The organism is Streptomyces sp. NPDC052225 (assembly GCF_040679615.1).
Classification (GTDB): domain Bacteria; phylum Actinomycetota; class Actinomycetes; order Streptomycetales; family Streptomycetaceae; genus Streptomyces.
Genome location: NZ_JBFAVD010000005.1, coordinates 67,206 through 91,458 on the forward strand (window position 1 = coordinate 67,206; position 24,253 = coordinate 91,458).

The window sequence follows — 24,253 nt, forward strand, 5'->3', positions numbered from 1 at the left end:
TTTACTGGCTCTTGGCGACCTGGGTGATGGAACGGGCGACCTGCTCCGGCGACTTGGAGCCCGCGATGAGGGCGGCCACCGAGTCGTTGACCTCCTGGCCGACGGCCGGCGGGTAGGCCTGGTCGAGGTAGAGCTGGAAGGCGGTCGCCGCGTAGAGCATGTCGGAGACGGCCTTGAGGTTCGGGTCGGTGAGGGCTTCGCGCGCCTTCTTGTTGACCGGGATGACCCCGGCCTCCTTGACGAGCTTGCTGTTGATCTCGGGGCTGACGAAGAACTTCAGGAAGTCGACGGCCTCCTTGGGGCCGCCCTTGCGCAGCGCGTAGCCGCCGCCTCCGCCGAACACGTCGGTCTGCTTGCCCTTGCCGCCGTCGACTCCGGGGAAGGGGAAGAAGCCGAGGTCCTTGCCGAGGCCCTTGCCTTCCGACTTCTGCACGTTGGGGGCCCACTGGCCCATCAGCTCCATGGCCGCCTTGCCGTTGCCCATCGTGGCGCCCTGGCCGGTCGGGCCCGAGTACGCGGCGCCGAGGAACCCCTTCTGGAACGGCTGGAGGGCGACGAGCTCCTTGAGGTGCTCGCCCGCCTTCACGAAGTCGTCGCCCGTGAAGTCCTTGGCGTCGGCGGCCTTCTGCATCCCGTCCACGCCGGCGACCCGGATCGCGAGGTAGGCCCAGTAGTACATGCCGGGCCACTTCTCCTTGCCGGCGAGGGCGATCGGCGTGATCCCGGCGGCCTTGAGCTTCTTGACGGTGTCGAGGAACTCGGCCCAGGTCGTCGGCGTCTTGTCGATCTTGGCCTTGGCGAAGAGCGCCTTGTTGTACCAGAAGCCGACGGCGCCGATGTCGTTCGGGATGGCGTAGGTCTTGCCGTCGAACTGGTAGGCCTCCAGGGCGGCGGGCACCAGGTCACCGATCCAGTCCTTGACCTGGTCGGTGAGGTCCTCGGTGAGACCGGCGTCTATCTGCTGCTTGAGGACGCCGCCGCCCCAGGTGTTGTACAGGTCGGGCAGCTTGCCCGAGCCGACCAGGGCGGTCATCTTCGACTTGAAGGCGTCGTTCTCCAGCGGCACGCACTTGATCTTGACCTTGGGGTGCAGCTTCTCGTACGCCTTGGCCTGGGCCGGCCAGAGGGTCTTGCCGGGCTCGGTGGTCTGGATGTGCCACCACTCGAAGACGGTCCTGCCCTGGCTGTCGGTACCGCTGGGGTCGGAGTCGTCGCCGCACGCGGTGAGCACGGCGGTGCCGAGACCCGCGACGGAGACCACGCCGAGGAACCGGCGTCGGGAGAACGTGGACGGAGCAGTGGCTGACATGGCGCACCTTCCGGAAGTGATCCGAAAATTATCGGGAGACGGCCACGGAAGTTACGGAAACAAAAACGGGGTGTCAACGCCCTTAACAAAAAAGGCCGTTGACACCCCGAGGCGGAACCGGTGGTTCTACCGGGGATCTACGTATCGCGCGGCGCCGCCGTACTGGCCCTGACCACGAGTTCCGTGGCCAGCTCGACCCGCGGCGAGGCGGGCGCGACGGACCGGGTGAGATCGAGAACGGACCGGGCCGCCAGCTTGCCCATGTCCGCGAGCGGCTGGCGGACGGTAGTGAGCGGCGGCGCCGACCAGCGCACCTCCGGCAGGTCGTCGAAGCCGACGACGCTCATGTCCTCGGGCACCCGCAGACCCCGCCTGCGCAGCGCCTCGATCGCCCCCAGAGCCATCTGGTCGCTGGAGGCGAAGACGGCGGTGGGCGGTGCGTCGAGGTCCAGCAGGGCGTTGCAGCCGGTGAACCCGGACTCGTGGTAGAAGTCGCCGGGCACGATCAGCTCGTCCTCCACCGGGACGCCCGCGACGTCGAGCGCGGCCCGGTAGCCGTCCAGCCTGGCCCGGGAGCACAGCAGCCGGGGCGGGCCCTCGATGAACCCGATCCTGCGGTGCCCGAGCGCGAGCAGATGCTCGGTCGCCGCCATCCCGCCCGCCCAGTTGGTGGCGCCCACCGTCGTCGCCTCGGTCGTGGGCGAACCCTCCGGATCGATCACCACCAACGGCACACCCAGGCGTTGCAGTTCCTCCTGCAGTCCGGGTTCGAGCGCCGACGTCACCAGGATCACGCCGTCGGACGCGCGGGCCCGCAGGTTGGTCATCCACTGCCGCGCGTCGCCCGCCCGGTCGTGGATCGCGGAGACCACGGTGCCCACGCCCGCCTCGTGCGCGACTTCCTCGACACCGCGGATGATCTCCACGGCCCAGGGGCTGTCCAGATCGTTGAAGACCAGGTCGAGCAGGGCCGCCCGGTCGCCGGGCGCGGGCGGGCGCCGTTGATATCCGTGCCGGTGCAGCAGATCCTCCACCCGGGCCCGGGTGGCCGGTGACACGTCGGAGCGCCCGTTCACGACCCGCGAGACCGTCGGGACCGAGACCCCGGCCTCCCGCGCGATCTCGGTGATCGTCACCTTGCCCGGCCCGTCCGCGCTCTGCGTGGCTGCCTTGCCCTTGCCGCCGTCGCGGGCCACGTACCCCACCTCCATCACGCTGTGCGCCCGAAAGATCTCCGGGTGCCTTCCGGAAAACCGTAGGTCATGCCGTCAACCGCCCGCCGGACAAGTCGGGAATCCGTCCGACCCGTCGAACGCCGGAGGGCGAAATCACACGTTCTGTGCCTCAAGAACCCCTCGCAGCCAGGCAAGTTGCCGTCGTACGTGCACGGCGTCGCCGCCCTCGTGGCCGTTGAACGGGTAGGCGTGGATCTCCCGCGGGGGGTTCTGCCCGGTGAGTTCGCCGTAGCGGTGGTAGGCCGCGTACGCGCCGCTCGGCGGGCACACCGTGTCCCGCAGGCCGACGCCGAGGTGGAGCGGGGCACGGGCGCGGCGGGCGAAGGAGACGCCCTCGACGTACGCGAGCGTCCGGTACGCGGCCTGTTCGGCGCCCCGGTGCACGGCCAGGTAGGCGGAGATCTCCCCGTAGGGCGCGTTGTCCGTCAGGTCGAGGGCGCGGCGGATGCCGCACAGGAACGGGGCCGTGACGAGCGCGGCGGCGAGGTCGGGGACGAGTCCCGCGACCGCGAGGGCCACTCCCCCGCCCTGGCTGTTGCCGACGGCGGCGACGCGCTCCGGGTCGGTGCCGGGCAGGGCGCGCAGCGCGGCGACGGCGCCCACGGCATCGGTGATCAGCCGCCGGTAGTGGTAGTCGTGCGGGTCGAGCAGCCCGCGCACCGCGGGTCCGGGACCGCCGGCGGCGTGGGCGTGCGGATCGGGGGTCGCGCCGCCGTTGCCGTACTGGTCGCCCTGTCCGCGGTTGTCCATGAGCAGATGCGCGTATCCGGCGTTCACCCAGGTCAGCCGCTCGTGCGGGAGACCGCGGCCGCGCCCGTACCCGGCGAACTCGACGACGCCCGGCAGCGGTTCGGCTCTGCCCGCGGGCCGCGTGTACCAGGCGTGCACGGGGTCGCCGGCGAAGCCGCGGAAGGTGACGTCCCAGCTCTCGACGAGGGTCAGGCCGGTCTCGACCGGCTCGGCGCGGATCAGGGGTTCGGGAGACGCCGCGGCCTTCAGGGTGGACTGCCAGAAGGCGTCGAAGTCGGCGGGTTCATCGGGTTCGGGGCGGTGGCGTTCGAGCTGGTCGAGCGGCAGATCGAAGGCGGGCACAGGCACCTCACTCAGGGTGGCGGGGCCAACTCCCTTTGTCGCGGCACCCATTGACAGGGGTCGGGAGCGGCTTTAGGTTGCGGCGACGTTACCGGAAGATTCCTGAAAGTTCTCGGTCCGCCTTTCCCCTGCCCCTGAGCGCTGCGGCGCGCCCGCCCCCGAGCATGCCCGTGACGAAAGGCCCTGCATGAGTACGTCCGCCATGACGGGCAGCCCGCCCCTCACCGAACCCGCACAGGACCCGCCACCGCCGCGCAGCATCCCGTCGGGCCGACGCACCTGGCGCCAAGCACTGCGCCGTGACTGGCAGTTGTACTCGCTGGCGGTGCTGCCGATCCTGTTCTTCCTCGTGTTCCGCTATCTGCCGATGATCGGCAACGTCATCGCCTTCCGCCGGTTCCAGCCGGGCGGCTCGATCCTCGGCGAGGACTGGGTGGGGCTTCGCTACGTGGACATGTTCCTCAGCGGCCCCGCCTTCTGGCAGGTCTTCCGGAACACGCTCTGGATGGGCCTGCTGACCCTGCTGTTCTGCTTCCCCGTGCCGATCATCCTGGCGCTGTTGCTCAACGAGGTCCGGCGCACCGCATTGAAACGTTTCGTCCAGTCCGTCTCGTATCTGCCGCACTTCCTGTCGATCGTGATCGTCGCCGGCATCACGATGCAGATGCTCGCTTCGGACGGCCCGGTCAACCACGTCCTGTCGGCGTTCGGCCACGATCCGATCCGGTTCATCCAGGAGCCCGAGTGGTTCCGGACGATCTACGTCGGTTCCGAGGTCTGGCAGACGGCGGGCTGGGGCACGATCCTCTACCTCGCCGCCCTGAGCACCATCGACGACGACCTGTACGAGGCCGCCCGGATCGACGGCGCCAACCGCTGGCAGCAGACCTGGCACGTGACGCTGCCCGGCATCCGCCCGACCATGATGACGCTCCTGATCCTGAACATCGGCACGTTCATGGCGGTCGGCTTCGAGAAGATCATGCTGCTCTACAACCCGCTGACGTACCCGACGGCCGACGTCATCTCGACGTACCTGTACCGCACGGGCATCGAGTCCAACTCCTTCAGCTACGCCGCGGCGATCGGCCTGTTCGAGGCGGTCATCGGCCTCGTCCTGATCACGTCGGCGAACCAGATGTCGCGCAAGACGGTGGGGACGAGCCTGTGGTGACCGAGCGCATGTCCGTCAACCGGCCGACCCGCGGTTACCGCGTCTTCCAGGGCGTCAACGGCGTCATCCTGACGCTGGTCGTCGTGGTCACCCTCTACCCGTTCGTCAACATCATCGCCCGCTCCTTCAGCGGCGAGCGGCAGATCAGGGCGGGCGAGGTCGCACTCTGGCCGAAGGGCTTCAACCTCACCACGTACAAGATCGTCTTCGGTGACGGCGCGTTCTGGCGCTCGTACGGGAACACCGTCCTCTACACGGTGGTGTCGACCGTGGTCGCCATGACGCTGACGACGGTCTACGCGTACGTCCTGTCGAAGAAGGACCTGCGCGGGCGCGGGATGCTCATCGGGATCGCCGTGTTCACGATGTTCTTCTCCGGCGGTCTGATCCCGAACTACGTGCTGATCACCAGCCTGGGCATGAAGAACTCGATCTGGGCGATCGCCCTGCCGAACGCCATCAGTGTCTTCAACCTCCTCGTGATGAAGGCGTTCTTCGAGAACATGCCGGGCGAGCTGGAGGAGGCCGCGCAGATCGACGGTCTGAGCACGTACGGCATCCTGTGGCGGGTCGTGCTGCCGCTGTCGAAGGCCGTCATCGCGACGATGGTGCTCTTCTACACGGTGTCGTTCTGGAACTCGTGGTTCTCGGCGTTCCTCTACATGGACCGCACCGAGCTGATGCCGGCCACGGTCTATCTGCGCAACCTCATCGCGGGCGCCACCACCGGCAGCAACGCGGGAGCCGGGACCGACCAGCTGTCGCAGGCCGCCGCGAACATCCAGTCGGTGACGATCGTGCTCACGGCGCTGCCGATCCTCGCGGTCTATCCGTTCGTGCAGCGGTACTTCGTCTCGGGCGTGATGCTCGGCGCGGTCAAGGGCTGACGCTCCGCCCCTCTTCTCTCACCACCCCACCACGCTTTCCCAGCAAGGGAGTTCATGTGACGAACCATGGTCAGTTGTCGAGAAGGTCGCTCCTGGCCGCGGCGGGCTTCGCGGGTCTCGCGGCCCTCACCGGCTGCGGCAGCGGTGACGACGGCGGCGACTCCAAGGACCTGTCGAAGAAGCAGAACGGCGCGATGAAGGAGTACCGCGCCGGCGAGCAGTTCAAGGCCACCGAGGCGCTGTCGTTCTCCCTGCTGCACAACAACAACCCGGTGTACCCGACGAAGAAGGACTGGCTGTTCTGGCAGGAGGTCACCAAGCGCACCGGTGTCACCCTCAAGCCGGTCGACGTGCCGCCGAGCGACTACGAGAAGAAGCGCAGCCTGCTGATCGGCTCGGGCGACGCGCCGTTCCTGATCCCGAAGACGTACCACCCCTCCGAGGTGGCGTTCGTGTCGTCGGGCGCGATCCTGCCGGTGAGCGAGTACGTGCACCTGATGCCCAACTTCCGCGAGAAGGTCAAGAAGTGGAAGCTGGAGCCCGAGCTGGACTCCATCCGGCAGTCCGACGGCAAGTACTACCTGCTGCCCGGGCTGCACGAGAAGCCCAAGTCCGGCTACTCGCTGGCCTTCCGCACCGACGTCCTGGAGAAGATCGGCGTCTCCCTGCCGACCACCTGGGGCGAGGTGTACGACACCCTCAAGGCGATCAAGGACGAGTACCCCGACAGCTATCCGCTCTCGGACCGCTGGAGCACGAACACGGTCTACCCCGCGGGCGCGCTGGTCGGCTATCTCGGTCAGGCCTACGGCATCCACGCCGGGTGGACGTACGACAACGTCACCTTCGACCAGAAGACGAAGAAGTTCGTCTACACCGGCACGACGGACCAGTTCCGCCAGGTCATCGAGTACTTGCGCAAGCTCGTCGCCGAGAAGCTCATGGACCCGGAGAGCTTCACGCAGACCGATGACGACGCGATCAAGAAGCTGCTCAGCGAGAAGTCGTTCGCGATCAGCGCCAACCCGCAGGAGCTGGTGCAGAAGTACCGCTTCGACCTGGAGAAGCAGGTCAAGGGCGCGAAGATCGAGATGGTGCCGGTGCCCATCGGTCCGGCCGGCGAGGTGGTCCTCGACGGGATCCGCCTGGAGAACGGCGTGATGGTCTCCAGCAAGGCGCTCGAGAGCGACGACTTCGTCGCGATGATGCAGTTCCTGGACTGGCTCTGGTACTCGGACGAGGGGCAGGCCTTCTGCAAGTGGGGCGTCGAGGGCGTCACGTACACCAAGTCCGGTTCCACGTACAAGCTCAAGTCCGGTATCTCGCTGATGGGTTCGGACCCGAAGGCGCCGAAGGACCTGCAGAAGGACTACGGCTTCTTCAACGGCGTCTTCACGTACGGCGGCAGCTGGGAGCTGGTGTCGTCGTCGTTCAGCCCGGACGAGAAGAAGTTCCAGGATGCGATGGCGACGCGCAAGCAGCTGCCGATCGCGCCGCCGCATCCGCTGGAGTCGGCGGAGCAGGAGCAGGTGACTCTCTGGGAGACGCCGCTCAAGGACCACATGAACCAGAACATGCTCAAGTTCGTGCTCGGCAAGCGCCCGATGTCGCAGTGGGACGCGTACGTCGCCGAGGCGAAGGCGAAGAACAGCGACCGCCTCGCCGATCTGCACACCAAGGCCTACGAGCGCTACCGGAAGGACAACGGGTGACCTCCCCCTCTGTGATCCACGTTCCCGCGGAGCCGGCCGGCCGGCTCGGTGACGCCTGGCGCGCGTGCGTCGGCACGGGCCGCTTCGACCTGGCGCTGCGCCGCGACTACCAGGACTCGCTCGCCGTGATCCAGCGCGACATCGGCTTCCAGCACATCCGCGGGCACGGACTGTTCAGCGACAACGTGGGTGTGTACCGGCCGTACGAGTACCAGGGCGAGCGGAAGGTGCTCCACTCGTTCACGTACATCGACCAGGTCGTCGACGCCTATCTCGAACTCGGCATCAAGCCCTTCCTCGAACTCGGTTTCATGCCGCGCCAGTTGGCGTCGGGCGAGCTGACCGTGTTCTGGTGGGAGGCCAATGTGACCCCGCCGTCCTCGCACCGCGAGTGGGCGGACCTCGTGCGGGCGACCGTGGCGCACCTGGTCGACCGGTACGGCCTCGACGAGGTGCGGACCTGGCCCATCGAGGTCTGGAACGAGCCGGACCTGACGATCTTCTGGGAGGGCGCCGACCAGGATGCCTACCACCGCCTGTACGAGGCGTCGGCCCTCGCCGTGAAGGACGTCGACGCGTCGCTCCAGGTGGGCGGGCCCGGGGTGTCGCCGGGTGCGGACGACGGGTGGCTCCAGCGGTTCGCGGAATTCGTGGAAGGACGGGGCCTGCCGGTCGACTTCGTGTCGCGGCACGCGTACACGTCGGAGCCGGCGCAGCACGTGCCGTTCGGATCGCATCAGGCGCTGAAGCCGGCCGAACGTCTGCTGGAGCAGTTCGCGGCGCCGCGGCAGGAGCTGAAGGGCACGGGACTCGCCGAACTGCCCGTCCACATCACCGAGTTCAACTCCTCGTACTGCCCGGACAACCTGATCCACGACACGGCGTACAACGCGGCGTACCTGGCCCCGGTCCTGGCCGGCGGCGGCGACCTCGTGGACTCCTTCTCGTACTGGACGTTCAGCGACATGTTCGAGGAGGCCGGGGTCCCGACGGCACTGTTCCACGGCGGCTTCGGACTCCTGACGCACCGCCAGGTGAAGAAGCCGACGTTCCACCTGTACGCGTTCATGGCCCGGCTCGGCGACGAGGTGCTCGCGCGCGGCGACGACCATCTCGTCACCCGGCACCCGGACGGCCGGATCGCGGTCCTGGCGTGGGCGGCGGCCGGCGAGGGCGGCCACACGGTGCGGCTGTCGGTGCCGGCCTCCGGCGACGAGGTGTTCGTGCGCCGGTCGCATGTGGACGAGGAGCGCGGCAACGCGTACACGGCGTGGCGGCGGATGGGCAGCCCGCGCTCGCCGCGCGCCCGCCAGCTCGATGTCCTGCACGAGGCGGCGGAGCCGGCACGCTCCCATCACCGCTCCCCCGTAAGGGAGTCGAGGACGCGGATCGACATCGCGCTGGAACGCGACGAGGTGACGCTCGTGGAGATCGAACCGGTCCTGGACGAGGCGCCGCCCTGGTGGGACGAGGGACGCCTCCTCGGCGGCGGCACGGACCGATGAGCACCGCCGCCGCGCAGTTCGGCGCGGGCCCGCTGTCGCGGGCCTGCGCCCTGGTCCACACGCTCCTGACCGTCGAGGTGCTGCTCGTCGCGACGGTGGCGCCCGGCGGCGTGGGCCTGCTGCTGCTCGGCGGCACCCCGGGCACCCTGCCGCTGGCGGCGCTGTGCCTGGTGCCGCTGGGCCCCGCCCTGGCCGCCGCGCTCTACGCGCTGCACCACCGCAGCGACGACCTCACCCAGCTGCGCCCGGCCCGCGCGTACTTGCGCGGCCTGCGGCTCAACTCCGTAGCGGCGCTGCGCCTTTGGGTCCCGCTCCTGGCGTGGCTGACGGTCATCGCGTACTCACTGACCCACTTCGCGGCGGCGGGTCTGCCCGGCTGGTGGGCGGGACTGCTCGCGCTGACCGGGGTGGGCGCCGCTCTCTGGGGCGCCAACTGCCTGGTGCTGCTCGCCCTGTTCAGCTTCCGTACGGCGGACACGGCCCGCCTGGCCGCGTACTTCATGCTGCGCCGGGGCGGGGCGACGCTCGGGGCGCTGAGCGCGCTGGTCGTGGCGGGCGCGGCGACGCTCTGGTTCACGGAGATCGCGGCGCTGCTGCTCGCCCCGCTCCTGTTGCTCTCCGTGCTGCGCACCAGCCGACCGATGATCACCGAGACCCGGGAGAAGTTCACCGTATGAACCGTACGAGCGGCGCGCCCGGCACCCCGAGGATCCCGTACGGCGGGGACTACAACCCCGAGCAGTGGCCCGAGGAGGTGGCGGACGCCGACCACCGCCTTTTCACGCGGGCCGGGGTGGACACGCTCACGGTGGGCGTGTTCGCGTGGTCGCTGCTCCAACCGGCCGAGGGTGTCCACGACTTCACCGTCCTCGACCGCGCCCTGGACCGCGCCGCCGCCGAGGGCCGGCGGGTCGTCCTGGCCACCGGCACGGCAGCGCTCCCGCCGTGGCTGGCCCGGGCGTACCCGGAGGTCAATCGCACGGACTTCGAGGGCCGGCGGCACGGCTACGGGCAGCGCCACAACTTCTGCCCGAGCTCACCCGCGTACCGCCGCCTGTCCACGGCGGTCGCGGGCAGCCTCGCCCAGCGCTACGCGACGCATCCGGCGCTGCTCGCCTGGCACATCAACAACGAGTACGGCGGGGCCTGTTACTGCCGACTGTGCGCGAAGGCGTTCCGTGACTGGCTGCGCGCGCGGCACGGCACGCTCGACGCGCTCAACGACGCCTGGTGGACGTCGTTCTGGTCGCACCGCTACACGGACTGGGCCGAGATCGAACCGCCGAGCGCGCTCACCGAGCACTGGCGCGGCCCGGACCACACCGCGTTCCAGGGCATCACGCTCGACTACCAGCGGTTCATGACGGACGCGCTGCTCGGCTGCTTCGTCGCGGAGAAGGAGGCGATCCGCGCACACAGCGCGGACACCCCTGTCACCACCAACTTCATGGGAATGTACCGCCCGTTGGACTACCACCGGTGGGCGCCGCACCTCGACTTCGCGTCCTGGGACTGCTATCCGCCGCTCGACGCACCGCCCACCTGGGCGGCGCTCGCGCACGACCTGATGCGCGGCCTGAAGGGCGGCGCGCCGTTCTGGCTGATGGAGCAGACCCCGTCGACGACGGCGTGCCGCGACGTCAATCCGCTGCGCAGGCCCGGGGAGTTGCGGCTCGCGAGCTGGCAGGCGGTGGCGCACGGCGCGGACGCGGTCCTCTACTTCCAGATGCGGGCGTCGCGGGGCGCGTGCGAGAAGTACCACGGGGCGGTGATCGGGCACGCGGGCCGCGACGACACCCGGGTCTTTCGCGAAGTGGCCGCTCTGGGCGCGGAGTTGAAGGACCTGGGTGACGTCACTCTGGGCGCCCGCACGCCGGCCCGTACGGCGCTGCTCTTCGACTGGGACAGCTGGTGGGCGCTGGAGATCTCGGACGGCCCGTCGCGCCTGGTGACGTACGTGGACGTCGTGCACACCTATTACCGTGCCGCACGGGTGGCGGGCGCGGACGTGGACGTCGTCCCGGTGACCGCGGATCTGTCGGCGTACGACGTGGTCCTGGCGCCCGCGCTGCACCTGGTGAAGGGGGATCTGGCACAGCGCCTCGAAGCGGTGGCGCAGCGCGGCGGCACGGTCCTGACGACGTTCCTGTCCGGCCGCGGCGACGAGCACGACCGGGCGTTCCTCACCGACGTGCCGGGCCCGCTCGCGCCGCTGATGGGCGTCCGGGTCGACGAGTGGGACGCGCGCCCGGCGGACGAGACGCACCCGGTGCGCCTGGGCGGTGATCTGGACGCGACGGCCGGCCTGGTCTTCGAGATCGTCATCCCCCAGGGCGCCGAACCGATCGGCACCTACACCACCGACTTCTACGCGGGCACCCCCGCCGTCACCCGCAACCGCTTCGGCGAGCGGGGCGGCGAAGGCTGGTACGTGGCGACGCACCTCGACGCGGGCGGTGCGGAGTGGGTGGTCCGCCAGGTCCTGGACCGGCACGGCCTGGTGGGCCCGTACGCGGGGCACGCGGACGTGGAGACGGCCACGCGGGTGACCCCCGACGGCACCCGCCTGTTCTTCCTGCTCAACCACGCGACGAGGCCCGCTGAGTTGACCGCGCACGAGGCGGCCACCGACCTCCTCACCGGCAAGCACGTCGAACGGGGAGGCCCGCTCGCCCTCGGCCCTCTGGGGGCAGCCGTGCTGCGCCTGGAGTGACGACCCTGAATAGTTTCAGGTACCTGGTTCCTCCGCGCTCCCCCAGACTTCTCACGCCGGCCGCGCATCGGCGGCCGGCGCGTCCCTATGAGGGGTCCACATGATCCATACGAGGGGGAGACGCGCGTGAGTCCGTACGGCATCGCACGGCGTGCGGCGGGGCTGCTGTCCGGGGCCGTCCTGGCCGTGGCGGGACTGACCGCCACGGCCGGACCGGCCCGGGCCTACAGCCCCAACCCGAGCGTCGATCACTACACGTACGACACCGACACCTGCCCGTGCAGCGGCGGGAACCTCACCGACCCGTTCGACGGCACCTACTTCGCGTACGACGCCGGGGGCCGGGCGGACAAGGCCGAGCTGTACAGCGACGGCTGGTTCATCGGCAAGGTCGAGTTCCACCCCAGCGGCGAGAAGCTGTGGATCTACGACACCAGGAACGACGGCGACACCTTCTACGTGAAGGCCCAGTACCGCTCCGGCGGCGTCACCCACGACCTGGGCACCTTCTCGGCTCCGGGAACGGACGCCGTCATGGACCACACCGTCAAGGACTTCGACCTGCCCGAGGGGGCGGGCGTCATCTTCTGGCTGTACGACGGCACCGGCGGCAGCGACTACTTCGGCTCCGGCAGCGGCATCGCGTAACGCCCCATCGACGGAAGGAACACCATGCGCTTCAGGACCAGGGCGGCAGGGCTCGTCGCCGGTGTGGCGACACTCACCGCGGCACTCATCGGCGGCGCACTGCCCGCACAGGCCTACAGCCCCAACCCCACGTACTCGGTCATCACCCGGGACACCGACGACTGCCCGTGCAGCGGCGGCAGCCTCACCGACCCCTTCGACGACACCTACTTCCGCTACGACGCCGGCGGCTCCGCCCGGAAGATCGAGATGTACGACGGCGACTGGTTCATCGGCAAAGTCGAGTTCCACCCGTACCAGCAGAAGCTGTGGGTGTACGACACCAGGAACGACGGCGACACGTTCTACGTCCACGTGGCGGTCGACAACCACGACGGGCACGGGCTCACCGGGTGGGGCACCTACAAGGCGCCCGGGACCGACGCGGTGATGGACTACGACACGTTCACCCTCGGGAACGTCGACGAGGGGGCGTCCGTGCGCATGCGGATCTACGACGACGCGGACCTGTCCGATCTCATCGCCACGGCGTACGGAACGGCCTGACCCCCAGCGCCTGACCGTCAACGCCTGCCCTTCAGTGGATGCGCCGCCCCCGCGCGTCCGGCACCCCGGACTTGCGCAGGAAGTAGCTGTTGATCTGGTCGCGCCACTCGCGGGCCGAGCGCACCTGCTCCTCGTAGCGCTCCGCCGCCCGGGCGTGGCGCGCGGGGGGCATCAGGTCCGCGAGCCCGGCCCAGATCTCGCGCGCGGCCTCGGCCTCCTCGACGCCCTCGAAGTGGGTGTCGTAGATGTGCTGGATCACGGTCGTACCGCTGTGCAGGACGTAGTCGTACGGCACATGGTGGAAGAAGAGGAGCAGCTCGTCGGGGCAGGTGGCGGGGGTCTCGTACAGCTCCGACCAGGGCTTGGCGTACTGGGCGGCGTAGCCCGTGCCGGTGGCCGCGCTGCGGTCGACGCCGATGCCGTCGCGGTCGGCGAAGTGGTACGTGCCCCACGGGCTGTACTCGTAGCCGTCGACGCTCGGCCCGTAGTGGTGCCCGGGCTGCACCATGAAGCCGACGCCGAGGGGGGCCGTGTACTTCTCGTACGTGGACCAGGAGTCGGCCAGGACGGCGCGCAGGCCGGAGCGCAGCCGGTAGGGGTCCGCGGTGACCTGCGGCGTGAAGGTCAACTCGGCCCATTCTGCGAGGAGTCGGTCGGGGTCCGCGGCCGGGTCCCAGGCCAGGCGGCCGAACGCGTAGAGGTTGAACTGGGCCAGGGGGTGGCCCGTCCAGAAGGGGTCGTCGCCCGCGTTCGACACGGCGACGAGGCCGCCGGACGCGGTCAACTCGCCGACCGTCGGGGCGTGTTCACCTTCGGGGCGGAAGCCCAGGACGCCCGACCACATCGGCGCGAGGGCGCATGTGTGCCGCTGCTGCCCGGTGTACTCCTGCGTGACCTGGAGCTCGACGGCGACGCGGGTGCGGGGCAGGGCGCCGATCACCGGCGAGACGGGTTCGCGGACCTGGAAGTCGAGCGGGCCGTGCTTGATCTGGAGGATCGCGTTGTCCCTGAACTGCCCGTCCAGGGGGGCGAAGTGGTCGTACGCCGCGCGCGCCCGGTCGGTGGTCCGGTCCCGCCAGTCCTGGCGGTGGTCGTAGACGAAGGCCCGCCAGTGGACGGTGCCCCCGTGCGGTGCGAGGGCGTCCGCGAGCAGGTTCGCGCCGTCGGCGTGGCTGCGGCCGTAGGCGAACGGGCCCGGTTGCCCCTCGGAGTCGGCCTTGACGACGAAGCCGCCGAAGTCGGGGATGTGCGCGTACACGTGCGCCGCCGCCTCCCGCCACCACGTGCGGACGCCCTCGTCGAGGGGGTCGGCGGTGGCGAGTCCGCCGAGGACGACGGGTGCGGCGAAGCTGACGGAGAGGTGGGTGCGGATGCCGTAGCGCCGCAACTCGTCCGCGATCGCGGCGACTTCCGCGACGCGGTCGGTGAGGAGGCGGGCCTCGGTCTCGTGGACGTTGACGTTGTTGACGCTGAGCGCGTTGACACCGGCGGCCGCGAGGAGTCGCCCGTACGCGCGTACGCGGTCGAGGTCGCCGCGCGCCCGGCCGTCCTGCCAGAACAGCGAACCGCCGGAGTAGCCGCGCTCGACCTGGCCCATGACGGGGTGGACGGCGACGTTGTCCCAGTGGTTCAGCATGCGTAGGGCGAGGGCGGGGCGGTGGGTGCGGGTGGCCGCCGGCGTGAACGCCGCCTCGCCGAGCCGCACGATCTCGAAGTAGCCGTACAGGAGTCCCGCCGGTGCGGCGGCCGTGACCGTCGTACGGCCGGGCGCACGCTCCAGGGTGAAGCCCTCGGGGCCTCCGTCGCCGCCCTCCGTCAGGCGCAGCAGCAGATCGGCCGCGCCGTCGTCGTCGGGCATCGGCGTGCCGCCGAACAGGCCGCAGGCGTACGCCACTTCGGCACGCACCGTGTCGACGAGGTCACCCTCGCCCGAGACCCGCACGCGCCGCGACCCGAGCGCACGCAACGCCTCGTCGGGCAGCCACGCGGGGTCGACCTCACTGCTGGCGGCGACAGGCATGGACGGCCCTCCCGAGTGATCATTCAGCATGTCGGTTGCGATTGTCCCGGCCCCCGACCCCTATTTGTCAAGAGCCTTACCAAATAAGGGTCGGGGCGGCCGGGGCCCGCGTCAGGACTCGGCGACGTCCAGGGCCGTGATGCCGAACGCGCCCGCCGCCCTGCCGGGTTCGCGGCTGGTCATCGTCAGACGGAGCCGCCTGCCGCGTACGGCGTCGAAGGTGAGCACGGTGGGCGCGCCGGACGCGTCCGCCCAGTCGATGTCGACGCCGGGCACGGCCCGGTAGGCGTCGCCGTCCCCCACCTCCACATCGATCGCGGCGGGCAGCGAATGCCGGGCGTCGACCACGAAGGACACTTCCACGCGGCCGAGGGCACGCTCCCGGTCCCATGTGACCGAGACCCAGTCGGAGGGGCGGGCGCCGTCGAAGGCGGGCAGGAGCGCGGTGGCCGACTTCTGGAAGGCGTTCGACCACTGCGTGGCGGGGTCGCCGTCGAGCATCGCGGCGGGCAGGGTCTTGGCCGCCCCCGAGTAACTGGCGTCCGCGTGCGGGTACTTCACGGGGCCCGGTCCCGGGTCGGGTGCGAACGGCTCGGCCGGTGTCACCGGGCCGCCCGCCGGTCCGGTGACGCGCACGGACACCTTCCCCGCGCGCAGCCCTTCGGCGCGTGCGGTGACGGTGAGCGTGCCCGGCTCGGTGCCGGCCCGCACCATCGCGAGGGCGAGCCCGTGGAAGGTGGTCCGGGTGCTGGCCTGATAGCGCTCGGCGCTCTCCTGCCGGCCGTTGTCGACACCTGCCAACTCGCCGCCCTCGACGGCGAATTCGAGGAGCCGCGCCGCGTCGGGCACGACGACACCACGCGCGTCGACCACCTCGGCGGTGACGAAGACGAGCGAACGGCCGTCGGCACGGGCGGACTTGCGGTCGGCCGTCAGCCGGACCGCGTGCGGCGCGCCCGCCGTGCGCAGCACGTCCGTCGCCACGACCTTGCCGCCCCGGCGGGCCACTGCCTTCAACTCACCGGCCGTGTACGGGACTTTCCACGTCAGGTGCAGCTTGCCCGCACTGCCGCCCGGCGAGGTGTAGCTGCCGGGGTACGGACCGCCCGTGACGGTCTTGTCGTCACCGGTGGCCTCCGTGGTCTCCAGATACGTACGACCGTCGGCCGTCTTCTTCTCGTCGAAGGAACGCACGCCCAGGGAACGGCCGTTGAGGAACAGCTCCACGTCGGCGACGTTCGCGTACGCCCACACCTCCACCTCCTCGCCCGCCTTGTGGGTCGTCCAGTCCATGGGCAGCAGATGCACCATCGGCTCGTGCGTCCACTGGCTGCGGAAGAGGTGGTACATGTCTTTCGGGAACCCGGCGGTGTCGACCGCGCCGAAGAAGGACGCCTTGACGGGGAACACGTCGTACGGCGTCGGCTCGCCGATGTAGTCGATGCCGGACCAGAGGAACTCACCGGCGAAGAAGCGCCGGTCGCGGTCCTTCTTCAGGCCGTACTCGCCGCTCATCGTCCACGAGGCGAGGTTGTTGTCGTAACTGGAGGTGGCGCGCTTGCCGGGCGTGTGGTTCTCACCGGTGTTGAGGTGCTCCGGCTCCTGGTACGTGCCACGGCTCGACGTCTCCGACGACGACTCGGACTCGAAGAGGAACAGGTGCGGGTAGCGGGCGTGCAGCGCGTCGACCGAGGCCGCGGTGTTGTAGTTGAGGCCGAGGCCGTCGAGCTCGGCGAGGATCTGGTCGGCGGGCGAACCGGCCGCGGGCAGCGAGCGGTACTTGTCGGAGCCGATGACGATCGGGCGTGTCGTGTCGAGCGCCTTGATGCCGGCGACGAGGCGCTTCGCCATGGCGATGCCCTCGGTGCGGGTCGAGTCGGGGATCTCGTTGCCGATGGACCACAGGACGACGGCGGGCGAGTTGCGGGCGGCGCGCACCATCTCGGCGATGTCGCCGTCCGCGTGCGCGTCGAAGAACCGCCCGTAGTCGTAGCGGTTCTTGCCGGTGCGCCAGCAGTCGAAGGCCTCGACGAGCATGACGATCCCGAGGTCCTCGCACGCCTCGATCACTTCGGGCGCGGGCGGGTTGTGGGAGGTGCGCAGGGCGTTGACGCCCATGCTCTTCATGATGGCCAACTGGCGCCGTACGGCGTCGACCTGGACGGCCGCACCGAGTGCGCCGAGGTCGTGGTGGAGGTCGACGCCCTTGATCTTGGCGTGGGCGCCGTTGAGCGAGAACCCCCTCTCCGGGTCGAAGACGGCGTGGCGGACGCCGAAGCGGGTGCGGTACGTGTCGACGGTGCGGCCGTCGACACGGAGGTCCGTGACGAGCGTGTAGCGGTGCTCCGGAGTCTCGACGGACCACAACTGCGGGTCCTTGAGGGTGAGTTGATCGTGCGCGGTCCTCCCGTCGCCCGCCACCGCCGCGAGGACGGACTCGGTACGGGCGACGCGGCGCCCCTTGGGGTCGCGGACCGTGGAGACGACGGTGACGTCGCGGGCCGCACCGGCCTCGCCGACCACGGTGGTCCGTACGTCGACCGTCGCGTACCCCTTCTCCAGGGTGGCGGCCAGGTCCGGCGTGGTGACGAAGGTGCCCCAGCGGTCGACGCGCACCGGTTCGGTGACCACGAGCCGGGCGTGGCGGTAGATGCCGCTGCCGGAGTACCAGCGGCTGCTGGGCAGCCGGTTGCGGACCTCGACGGCCAGGACGTTGGCGGTCGTGCCGTCGATGTGCAGCAGGTCGGTGATGTCGTGCGCGAACCCGGTGTATCCGTAGGGGTGGTTGACCACCAGCTCGCCGTTCACGTAGACGTTCGCGTCCATGTACACGCCGTCGAACTCGACGGAGATCCGCTTGCCCGCGTAGTCGGCGGGCACGGTGAACGTCTTGCGGTACCAGCCGAGCCCGCCCGGCAGGAACCCGGTGCCGCTGGTCGTGTTGTGCTCGGCGGTCGGGGTCTGCTCGATGCTCCAGTCGTGCGGGACGGCGACGGTGCGCCAGTCGCCGTCGTCGTGTCCGGACTGCTCGGCGTCGGCGTAGGCGCCGGTCGGATCGGTGATGCCGTCCGGGCTGACCAGCGCGAACCGCCAACCGTCGGTGAGTTCGACGGTGCGCCGGCCGACGGGCCCTGTGCGGTCGGCGGCGCGGGCCACGGAGGGTGCGGCGAGCGTCCCGGCCAGCGGCGCGGCAGCGCCCGCGGCCAGCACGGATCTACGGGTGACAGGCATGAGCGGGTCCCCTCGAAGCGAACATGATTCACCAGAAGCCAACTTGGCCTCACAGAACCCTTCGGCTTCGGACAGGGAATCGTCAAGGGCCTTGCCGAATGCAGTTGGTGATCCTGTTGATGTTCATGTGGCTGACCGTTGTTCACGGAGTGCGCACGATCACAGGCTGCTCGCCACCGCCCGCGCGAGCAGCGCGTGGCCCTCGTCCCCGGGGTGGACGCCATCGGCCAGGTGCTCGGGGCCGAGCAGGGCACCTCCGGGCAGGAGGGTCAGCCGCTTGTCGCCGTCCCGTACGGCGTCGCGCGCCGCGGCCTCGACAGCGTCCCTCAACTCGCCGAGCGTGGCGCCGAGTTCGTTACGGGTGGTCTCGGCGTCGGGGCGCGGCACCGGGGAGACGACCAGCAGCGGGGCCTGTGGGTGGCCCGCGCGGACGACGGCCAGGAAGGCGCGGGTCGTCTCGTACAGGAGCGGCGCCGAGTGCGGCGTACGCGACCAGCAGTTGGTGCCGAACGCGACGGTGAGCACGTCGGCCTCCAGCGCGGCGAGTTGCTGTGCGGAGGCGATCTCGCCGCGGGCCGCTCCCGCGTAGCCGAGGTTCACGTCCTCGACGCCGAGCGCGCGTCCGGCGACGGCGGGCCAGGCGAGGTGCGGCCGGGACGCGATCCAGCCCTCGGCGATGGAGTCGCCGTAGACGAGCCAGCGCGGCTTCGGCGCGACGGGTTCGAGGGCACCGCCGCCGACCGGAAGCAGGTCACGGACCAACGGCCGCAGGACCTCCGGGAGTTGGACGGTGTACGTGCCGTCCGGGCGTGGCAGCGACAGTCGTACGGTGTGCCGTCCGATGTCGGCCCCTGTTTCCTGGCACACCAGCCCGCTGCCATCAAGGAGTGTGAACACGGGCGGGTCCGTGCGGTACCGATCGGCCGCCGCCCGCTCCAGGCCCTCGTACGCGATCTCGACCTCGCGCACCCCGCGCGCCGTGAACTCCAGGCGCACCCCGGCCGGTACGAGGGCCCGCCCCCAGGTGTCGCCGGGCAGCCGGTCGCGGTCCGCCGGATCGGCGCGCACGGGCCGCCCGTCGTCGCCCCACCAGGCGGCCCCGCGCAGATACGGCCGCACCGGCGTCACGGCGCGTCGCCGATCGTCGGATACGGGAACTTCACGCCGGCGCCACCGTCCACGACCAGCGTCTGCCCGGTGACGTACGAGGAGAGCGGCGAGGCGAGGAAGAGCAGGGCGGCGGCGATGTCGGCGGGTGCGGCGACCCGGCCGAGCGGGGCGTTCGCGGCGTTGCGGGCGCGCCCCTCGTCACCGAGCAGCCCGGCCACGCGAGGGGTCCACACGACACCGGGGGCGACGGCGTTGACCCGTACGGCGCGCGGCCCGAACTCGACGGCGGCCGTGCGCACCAGCGACATCAGGCCCGCCTTGGCCGCGCCGTACGCGCCGTGCAGCGGCGCCGCGGTCAGCCCGGAGACCGACGCGACGAAGACCAGCGGGCCGCCGCCCGCCCGCGCGAGAGCGGCCGCTCCGTACTGCACCGCGAGCCAGGCGTGCCGCAGGACCATCGAGAAGTGCCAGTCCCATTCGTCGTCGTCGAGGGCGTCGAGCGCCGCGTACCGGGCCATTCCGACGATGTCCACGACGCCGCCGACCTCCCCCAACTCCCGTTCCGCGTAGGCGAAGAGCTCGCCGACGTCGGCGCGGCGTGTGACGTCGGCGACGTACGGGATCCCGCCGGTCCCGGCGGCGACGGCGTGGGCGCGCTCCTTGTCGATGTCGACGCACAGGACGCGCGCCCCGGCCGCGGTGAGCGCGTGGGCGGTCTGGCGCCCGATGCCGTTGCCGGCGCCGAGCAGGACGAAGGCGCGGCCGTCGAGGCGGTGCAGGGCGGCGTAGTCGGGGACCGGGGTGGTGTCGAGCGGGTCGGGGACGAGATTCATGAGGCGGCCGCCCTCGGCTTGTACGCGGCCAGTTCCGGGATGACCTCCTTGCCGAGCACCTCGATGGTGCGCAGGATCTCCTGGTGTTGCAGATAACCCCACTGGACGTAGCAGATGAGCTGGTCGATACCGAGGTCCGCGTACCGCTTGGCCTTGCGCACGATCGTGTCCGCGTCGCCGATGAGGATCATGTCGCCGGCGTCGAAGTCGGCGACGGGCACGTTCCCTTCGATGATCGGCGTGAGGAACGGGAACGTGCGCTCACGCTCCTCCGGGGTGAGATGGGGCAGCTCCCAGTCGAGGGTGAACTGGGCGAGGTTGCGGTACCACCAGGCGACCGAGTCCCAGACGCGGGCGGAGGGCCGGTCGGCGGCGTGCACGAGGGTGTAGGCGGCGACCCGGTCCGTCGTCACGTCCGTGATCGGGCTCGGCGTGCGCGCGGCCGCCCGGTACGCGGCGACCTGGGCCCCCATCGCCTCCAGCGGCTGCATGATCGAGAAGGAGAGCAGCCCGAGCCCCGCCGCGCCCGCGACCTCCGCGGAGCCGGGCGAGGTGGCCGCCATCCAGCACGGCGGATGCGGGTCCTGCACGGGCTTCGGGGTGACCATGCGGCGCGGGAAGCGGAAGCGTTCGGACGCGTACTGGAAGTACTCCTCGCGCCACATGCCGGTGACGATCTCGATCGCCTCGCGCCAGTCGGCCCGCGACTGCTCCCGGTCGACGCCGAACGCGGTCTGCTCCATGGGCGTGGAGCGCCCGGTCCCCCACTCGACGCGCCCCTCGGACAGGACGTCGACGGCGGCGACCTTCTCGGCGATCCGCTGCGGCGGCGTGAACCCGAACGGCGCGAGCGTCACCCCGAAACCGAGCCGGATCCGTTCGGTGAGCGCGGCCAGATGCCCGAGCAGCACCTCGGGTGCGGGACAGTGCGAGCGGCCTTCCCTGAAGTGGTGCTCGACGGCCCACACGGTACGGAACCCCATCCGGTCGGCGAGCCGGATCTGCTCGACGGCCTCGCGGTAGGCGCGCTGCTCGGCGGCGCGCTGCCCGTGCGGATGGGCGCCGTTCCAGGGCTTGGGCACGTCGATCTCGTACAGCACATCGAGGTCCATCGCGGAACTCCTCCGGCGGGTACGGATGCTCGCGGGTACCGGTGCTCGGGGACCATGCGGGAGATCTGACGAAGTGTCAAGAGGCGCTGGTGAGCGGCCGCTCACTCGGCCGGGCGGCCCGGCTGGTCGTGGGTCGAGCAGTGGATGCCGCCCCCGCCGGAGGCGATGGCGTCGATCCGCACGGGCACGACCTCCCGGTCGGGGAAGTGGTCCCGGAGGATGCCGCGGGCGCGGTCGTCGGCCTTCGCGTCGCCGAAGCGCGGCATGAACACGGCGTCGTTGGCGACGTAGAAGTTGGCGTACGTGGAGACGAAGTCGTCGCCGCTCCCGGTGATCTCGTACGGGTCGGGCTGCGGCAGGTCGATCACCTCGATGCCCTTGCCCCGGGCGTCGGTCGCCTCCCTCAGGACGCGGCGCGCCTGGTCGGCGGCGCGGGACCAGACGTCCGGCGGGCCGCCGGGGAACGCCTGGTCGACGAGGACGACGCCCGGCGCGGTGAACCGGGCGATGCTGTCGACGTGCGCGTCGGTGATGTCCTGGCCCTTGACGCCCTGGAACCAGATCACCTTCGACACCCCGAGGCTGCTCTTCAGTTCGGCCTCGATCCCGTCGCGGCTCTTGCCGGGGTTGCGGTTCCGGTTCACGACCGAGCTCTCGGTGACCAGCAGCGTGCCCTCCCCGTCGGTCTCGAAGGAGCCGCCCTCGGCGACCAGGGGGGCCACGGTCCTGGCGATGCCGTACTCCGCGAGCAGGCGCTCCCCGACCCGTGCGTCGTGCATGTGCGTCTGCTTGCCGCCCCAGCCGCTGAAGTTCAGGTCGACGCCGAGCACCCGGCCGGACGCCCCGCCCTCCTCGACGAACACGGGCACCGTGTCGCGGGCCCACAGGTCGTCGACCGTCAGCGGGATCACCTCGACCTGCGCGCCGCACGCCCGCTGGGCGGCGGCGAGCTGCTCGGCGCGGGCCATCACCACGACCGGCTCGTAGTCACCGATCGCCCGCGCCACGCGCGCGATGTCCGCCCGTACGGCGTTCAGATCCTCGCCCCACACCGAGTCGAGCGCGGGCCACGACATGAACGTACGGGCATGGCTCTCCCACTCGGCGCCGAAGCGACGGCGCGGCTCCTCGCGGGTGGCGTCGTTCGGACCGCAGGCAGTGGACCCGAGGCCCAGGACACCTCCGGCACCGGCGCCGGCGAGCGAGCGCAGCGCCGTGCGGCGGCAGAAGAGGGGGCGGGGCATCGACGGCTCCAAGGGGGGTGACGGTCGCGCCACTGTGGCATTGACTGAATTTTCAGTCAAACATGGAGGGACGCGTCGGCGGGCAGGGCAACGCCCTCGACCTCACGGGCCGCCGAGCCGCTCCAGCTCCGCCTCGATCGCGTCCCGCGTCAGCTCGCGGGCGCGCTCCAGCGGCAGGGTGCCGCTCAGCCAGCGCATGCTGACCCCTTCCACCAGCGCGGTGAGCCGCTCGGCGGCGACCGTGAGTGCGGCCGCGGCGGCCGTCGGGCGCAGATCGCCCAGGAGGGCCGCGACCTCCCGCACCCAGACCCGCGTGGCCTCGGCCAGGGCGTCGCGCAGCTCCGGCTCGAACATCGCGGTGGCCCGCAGCTCGCCCCACGCGGCGCTGTTCTCCCGTACGACGTCGACGTCCTGGAGTTCGAGGAGCAGCGTCTGCTCCAGCTCCTCGCGCGGGTCGAGCGGGGCGGCGTCCGGGGCGCGGTCGGTGGTGTAGTGCGCGGCGCGGTCGTTGATGAACTCCAGCGTCCGGCGCAGAATGCCGGCCCGGTCCTTGAAGTGGTAGTAGATCAGCGCCGTGGACACCCCGGCCTCGGCCGCCAGCTCCTCCACGCGCAGCCCGCGCACCCCGCGCCGGGCGATGACCCGCGCGGCCGCCTCCATGATCGCTGTCTTCCGGTCCGCCACGGTCATCACCCTAGGGCCAGGTCCAGGGGCCTGCCGCGCCGCCCCCGCCCATGATCCGCGCCGCGGAGTTACCGTGAACTCAGTGATCGCCGCTCGGTTGCGGCGGGCAGGGACGGTGAGCGGTGCACGGCGAATACAAGGTGCCCGGCGGCAAGCTGGTGGTCGTCGACGTGGAGGTCGAGGACGGTCTGCTGCGCGATGTCCGGGTGTCCGGTGACTTCTTCCTGGAACCCGACGAGGCGCTGGCCGACATCGACCGGGCGCTCGAAGGCGCCCCGGCGGAGGCGGACGCGGCCGCTCTCGCGGCCCGGATCGAGGCGGCCCTGCCGCCGGGTGCGGTGCTCTTCGGCTTCAGCGCGCAGAGCGTCGCCGTCGCCGTGCGCCGCGCCCTCGCCCGGGCCACCGACTGGCGCGACTACGACTGGCAGCTCGTCCACGACGCGCCCCAGTCCCCCGTCCTGCACATGGCGCTGGACGAGGTGATGACGGAAGAGGTCGCGCTCGGCCGTCGCCCGCCGACCCTGCGCGTGTGGGAATGGGACCGCCCCGCGGTGATCATCGGCAGCTTCCAGTCGCTGCGCAACGAGGTCGACCCCGAGGGCGTCGAGCGGCACGGGGTCACGGTCGTGCGCCGGATCTCCGGCGGCGGCGCGATGTTCGCGGAGCCGAAGTCCACGATCACGTACTCGCTCGCGGTCCCGCAGTCCCTGGTCTCCGGCCTCTCCTTCCAGGACTCGTACGCGTATCTCGACGACTGGGTGCTCGGCGCGCTCGCCGACATGGGCATCAAGGCCTGGTACCAGCCGCTGAACGACATCGCGACCGAGGTCGGCAAGGTCGCGGGCGCCGCGCAGAAGCGGCTCGCGGCCGGGCAGGGCGCGGTCCTGCACCACGTGACCATGTCCTACGACATCGACGCGGACAAGATGGTCGAGGTGCTGCGGATCGGCCGCGAGAAGCTCTCCGACAAGGGGACGAAGAGCGCGAAGAAGCGCGTCGACCCGCTGCGCCGGCAGACGGGACTGCCCCGCGAGGAGGTCATCGCCCGCATGATCGACTCGTTCCGCGGGCGGTACGGGCTGACCGAGGGCACGGTGACCGACGCGGAGATGGCTCGGGCGCAGGAGCTGGTGCGCACCAAGTTCGGTACGCGGGAATGGACGGCCCGGGTGCCGTGACCCGGGCGGGCGGCCTGTCC

At 70.8% G+C, this 24,253-nt stretch carries 19 protein-coding genes; 9 read left to right on the forward strand and 10 right to left on the reverse strand.

Annotation, left to right across the window (positions count from 1 at the left end; genetic code table 11):
* Position 1: 1 nt before the first annotated feature.
* From AB0L37_RS09735 to AB0L37_RS09745, 3 genes are all read right to left on the reverse strand, one after another.
* Positions 2–1,309 (reverse strand): extracellular solute-binding protein, encoded by a 1,308-nt coding sequence (locus AB0L37_RS09735; RefSeq protein WP_365502225.1) that lies wholly within the window; start codon positions 1,307–1,309, stop codon positions 2–4.
* Between the two features lie 137 nt (positions 1,310–1,446).
* Complete coding sequence (locus AB0L37_RS09740) at positions 1,447–2,505, reverse strand: LacI family DNA-binding transcriptional regulator (RefSeq protein WP_365502227.1); 1,059 nt, start codon at positions 2,503–2,505, stop codon at positions 1,447–1,449.
* Positions 2,506–2,637: 132 nt separating this feature from the next.
* Positions 2,638–3,636, reverse strand: a complete 999-nt coding sequence (locus AB0L37_RS09745; RefSeq protein ID WP_365502728.1) for an acetylxylan esterase — start codon at positions 3,634–3,636, stop codon at positions 2,638–2,640.
* Between the two features lie 187 nt (positions 3,637–3,823).
* Here AB0L37_RS09745 and AB0L37_RS09750 point away from each other — a divergent pair, with 187 nt between their 5' ends.
* From AB0L37_RS09750 to AB0L37_RS09785, 8 genes are all read left to right on the forward strand, one after another.
* A complete protein-coding gene (locus AB0L37_RS09750; protein ID WP_365502229.1) occupies positions 3,824–4,810 on the forward strand; it encodes an ABC transporter permease subunit in 987 nt (328 codons plus the stop codon).
* A gap of 8 nt (positions 4,811–4,818) precedes the next feature.
* The gene (locus tag AB0L37_RS09755; RefSeq protein ID WP_365502730.1) at positions 4,819–5,697 is read left to right on the forward strand and encodes a carbohydrate ABC transporter permease; all 879 of its coding nucleotides are present in this window, start codon (positions 4,819–4,821) and stop codon (positions 5,695–5,697) included.
* Positions 5,698–5,753: 56 nt separating this feature from the next.
* Positions 5,754–7,409: an extracellular solute-binding protein gene (locus AB0L37_RS09760; RefSeq protein ID WP_365502231.1), complete on the forward strand. Its 1,656-nt coding sequence runs from the start codon at positions 5,754–5,756 to the stop codon at positions 7,407–7,409.
* 11 nt (positions 7,410–7,420) lie between these two features.
* A complete protein-coding gene (locus AB0L37_RS09765) occupies positions 7,421–8,914 on the forward strand; it encodes a xylan 1,4-beta-xylosidase (RefSeq protein WP_365502732.1) in 1,494 nt (497 codons plus the stop codon).
* Positions 8,911–9,591, forward strand: a complete 681-nt coding sequence (locus AB0L37_RS09770; protein ID WP_365502233.1) for a hypothetical protein — start codon at positions 8,911–8,913, stop codon at positions 9,589–9,591. Before AB0L37_RS09765 ends, AB0L37_RS09770 begins: the two co-directional genes overlap by 4 nt.
* The gene (locus AB0L37_RS09775; RefSeq protein ID WP_365502235.1) at positions 9,588–11,627 is read left to right on the forward strand and encodes a beta-galactosidase; all 2,040 of its coding nucleotides are present in this window, start codon (positions 9,588–9,590) and stop codon (positions 11,625–11,627) included. Before AB0L37_RS09770 ends, AB0L37_RS09775 begins: the two co-directional genes overlap by 4 nt.
* A 126-nt stretch (positions 11,628–11,753) precedes the next feature.
* Complete coding sequence (locus tag AB0L37_RS09780) at positions 11,754–12,275, forward strand: hypothetical protein (RefSeq protein WP_365502237.1); 522 nt, start codon at positions 11,754–11,756, stop codon at positions 12,273–12,275.
* A gap of 24 nt (positions 12,276–12,299) precedes the next feature.
* On the forward strand, positions 12,300–12,821 hold the full coding sequence (locus AB0L37_RS09785; RefSeq protein ID WP_365502239.1) for a hypothetical protein: 522 nt from the start codon (positions 12,300–12,302) through the stop codon (positions 12,819–12,821).
* A 31-nt stretch (positions 12,822–12,852) separates the two neighbouring features.
* Here the strand turns inward: AB0L37_RS09785 and AB0L37_RS09790 are convergent, their stop codons facing one another.
* The 7 genes from AB0L37_RS09790 to AB0L37_RS09820 form a co-directional block, all read right to left on the reverse strand.
* Entirely contained in the window at positions 12,853–14,841 is a 1,989-nt protein-coding gene (locus AB0L37_RS09790) for an alpha-glucuronidase (protein WP_365502241.1), read from the reverse strand.
* Positions 14,842–14,952: 111 nt separating this feature from the next.
* Entirely contained in the window at positions 14,953–18,072 is a 3,120-nt protein-coding gene (locus AB0L37_RS09795) for a glycoside hydrolase family 2 TIM barrel-domain containing protein (RefSeq protein WP_365502243.1), read from the reverse strand.
* Positions 18,073–18,231: 159 nt separating this feature from the next.
* Positions 18,232–19,200 carry a GDSL-type esterase/lipase family protein gene (locus tag AB0L37_RS09800; protein ID WP_365502245.1) on the reverse strand — a complete coding sequence of 323 codons (969 nt, stop codon included), beginning with the start codon at positions 19,198–19,200 and terminating at the stop codon, positions 18,232–18,234.
* Positions 19,197–20,015, reverse strand: coding sequence for an SDR family oxidoreductase (locus AB0L37_RS09805; protein WP_365502247.1), 819 nt, complete (start codon positions 20,013–20,015; stop codon positions 19,197–19,199). The genes AB0L37_RS09800 and AB0L37_RS09805 overlap by 4 nt, the downstream gene beginning before the upstream one ends.
* Complete coding sequence (locus AB0L37_RS09810; protein WP_365502249.1) at positions 20,012–21,127, reverse strand: LLM class flavin-dependent oxidoreductase; 1,116 nt, start codon at positions 21,125–21,127, stop codon at positions 20,012–20,014. Before AB0L37_RS09810 ends, AB0L37_RS09805 begins: the two co-directional genes overlap by 4 nt.
* 101 nt (positions 21,128–21,228) lie before the next feature.
* Positions 21,229–22,371: an agmatine deiminase family protein gene (locus AB0L37_RS09815; RefSeq protein ID WP_365502251.1), complete on the reverse strand. Its 1,143-nt coding sequence runs from the start codon at positions 22,369–22,371 to the stop codon at positions 21,229–21,231.
* A gap of 102 nt (positions 22,372–22,473) precedes the next feature.
* Entirely contained in the window at positions 22,474–23,061 is a 588-nt protein-coding gene (locus AB0L37_RS09820; protein WP_365502253.1) for a TetR/AcrR family transcriptional regulator, read from the reverse strand.
* A gap of 116 nt (positions 23,062–23,177) precedes the next feature.
* Here AB0L37_RS09820 and AB0L37_RS09825 point away from each other — a divergent pair, with 116 nt between their 5' ends.
* Entirely contained in the window at positions 23,178–24,233 is a 1,056-nt protein-coding gene (locus tag AB0L37_RS09825; RefSeq protein ID WP_365502255.1) for a biotin/lipoate A/B protein ligase family protein, read from the forward strand.
* The last annotated feature ends 20 nt before the right edge of the window (positions 24,234–24,253 follow it).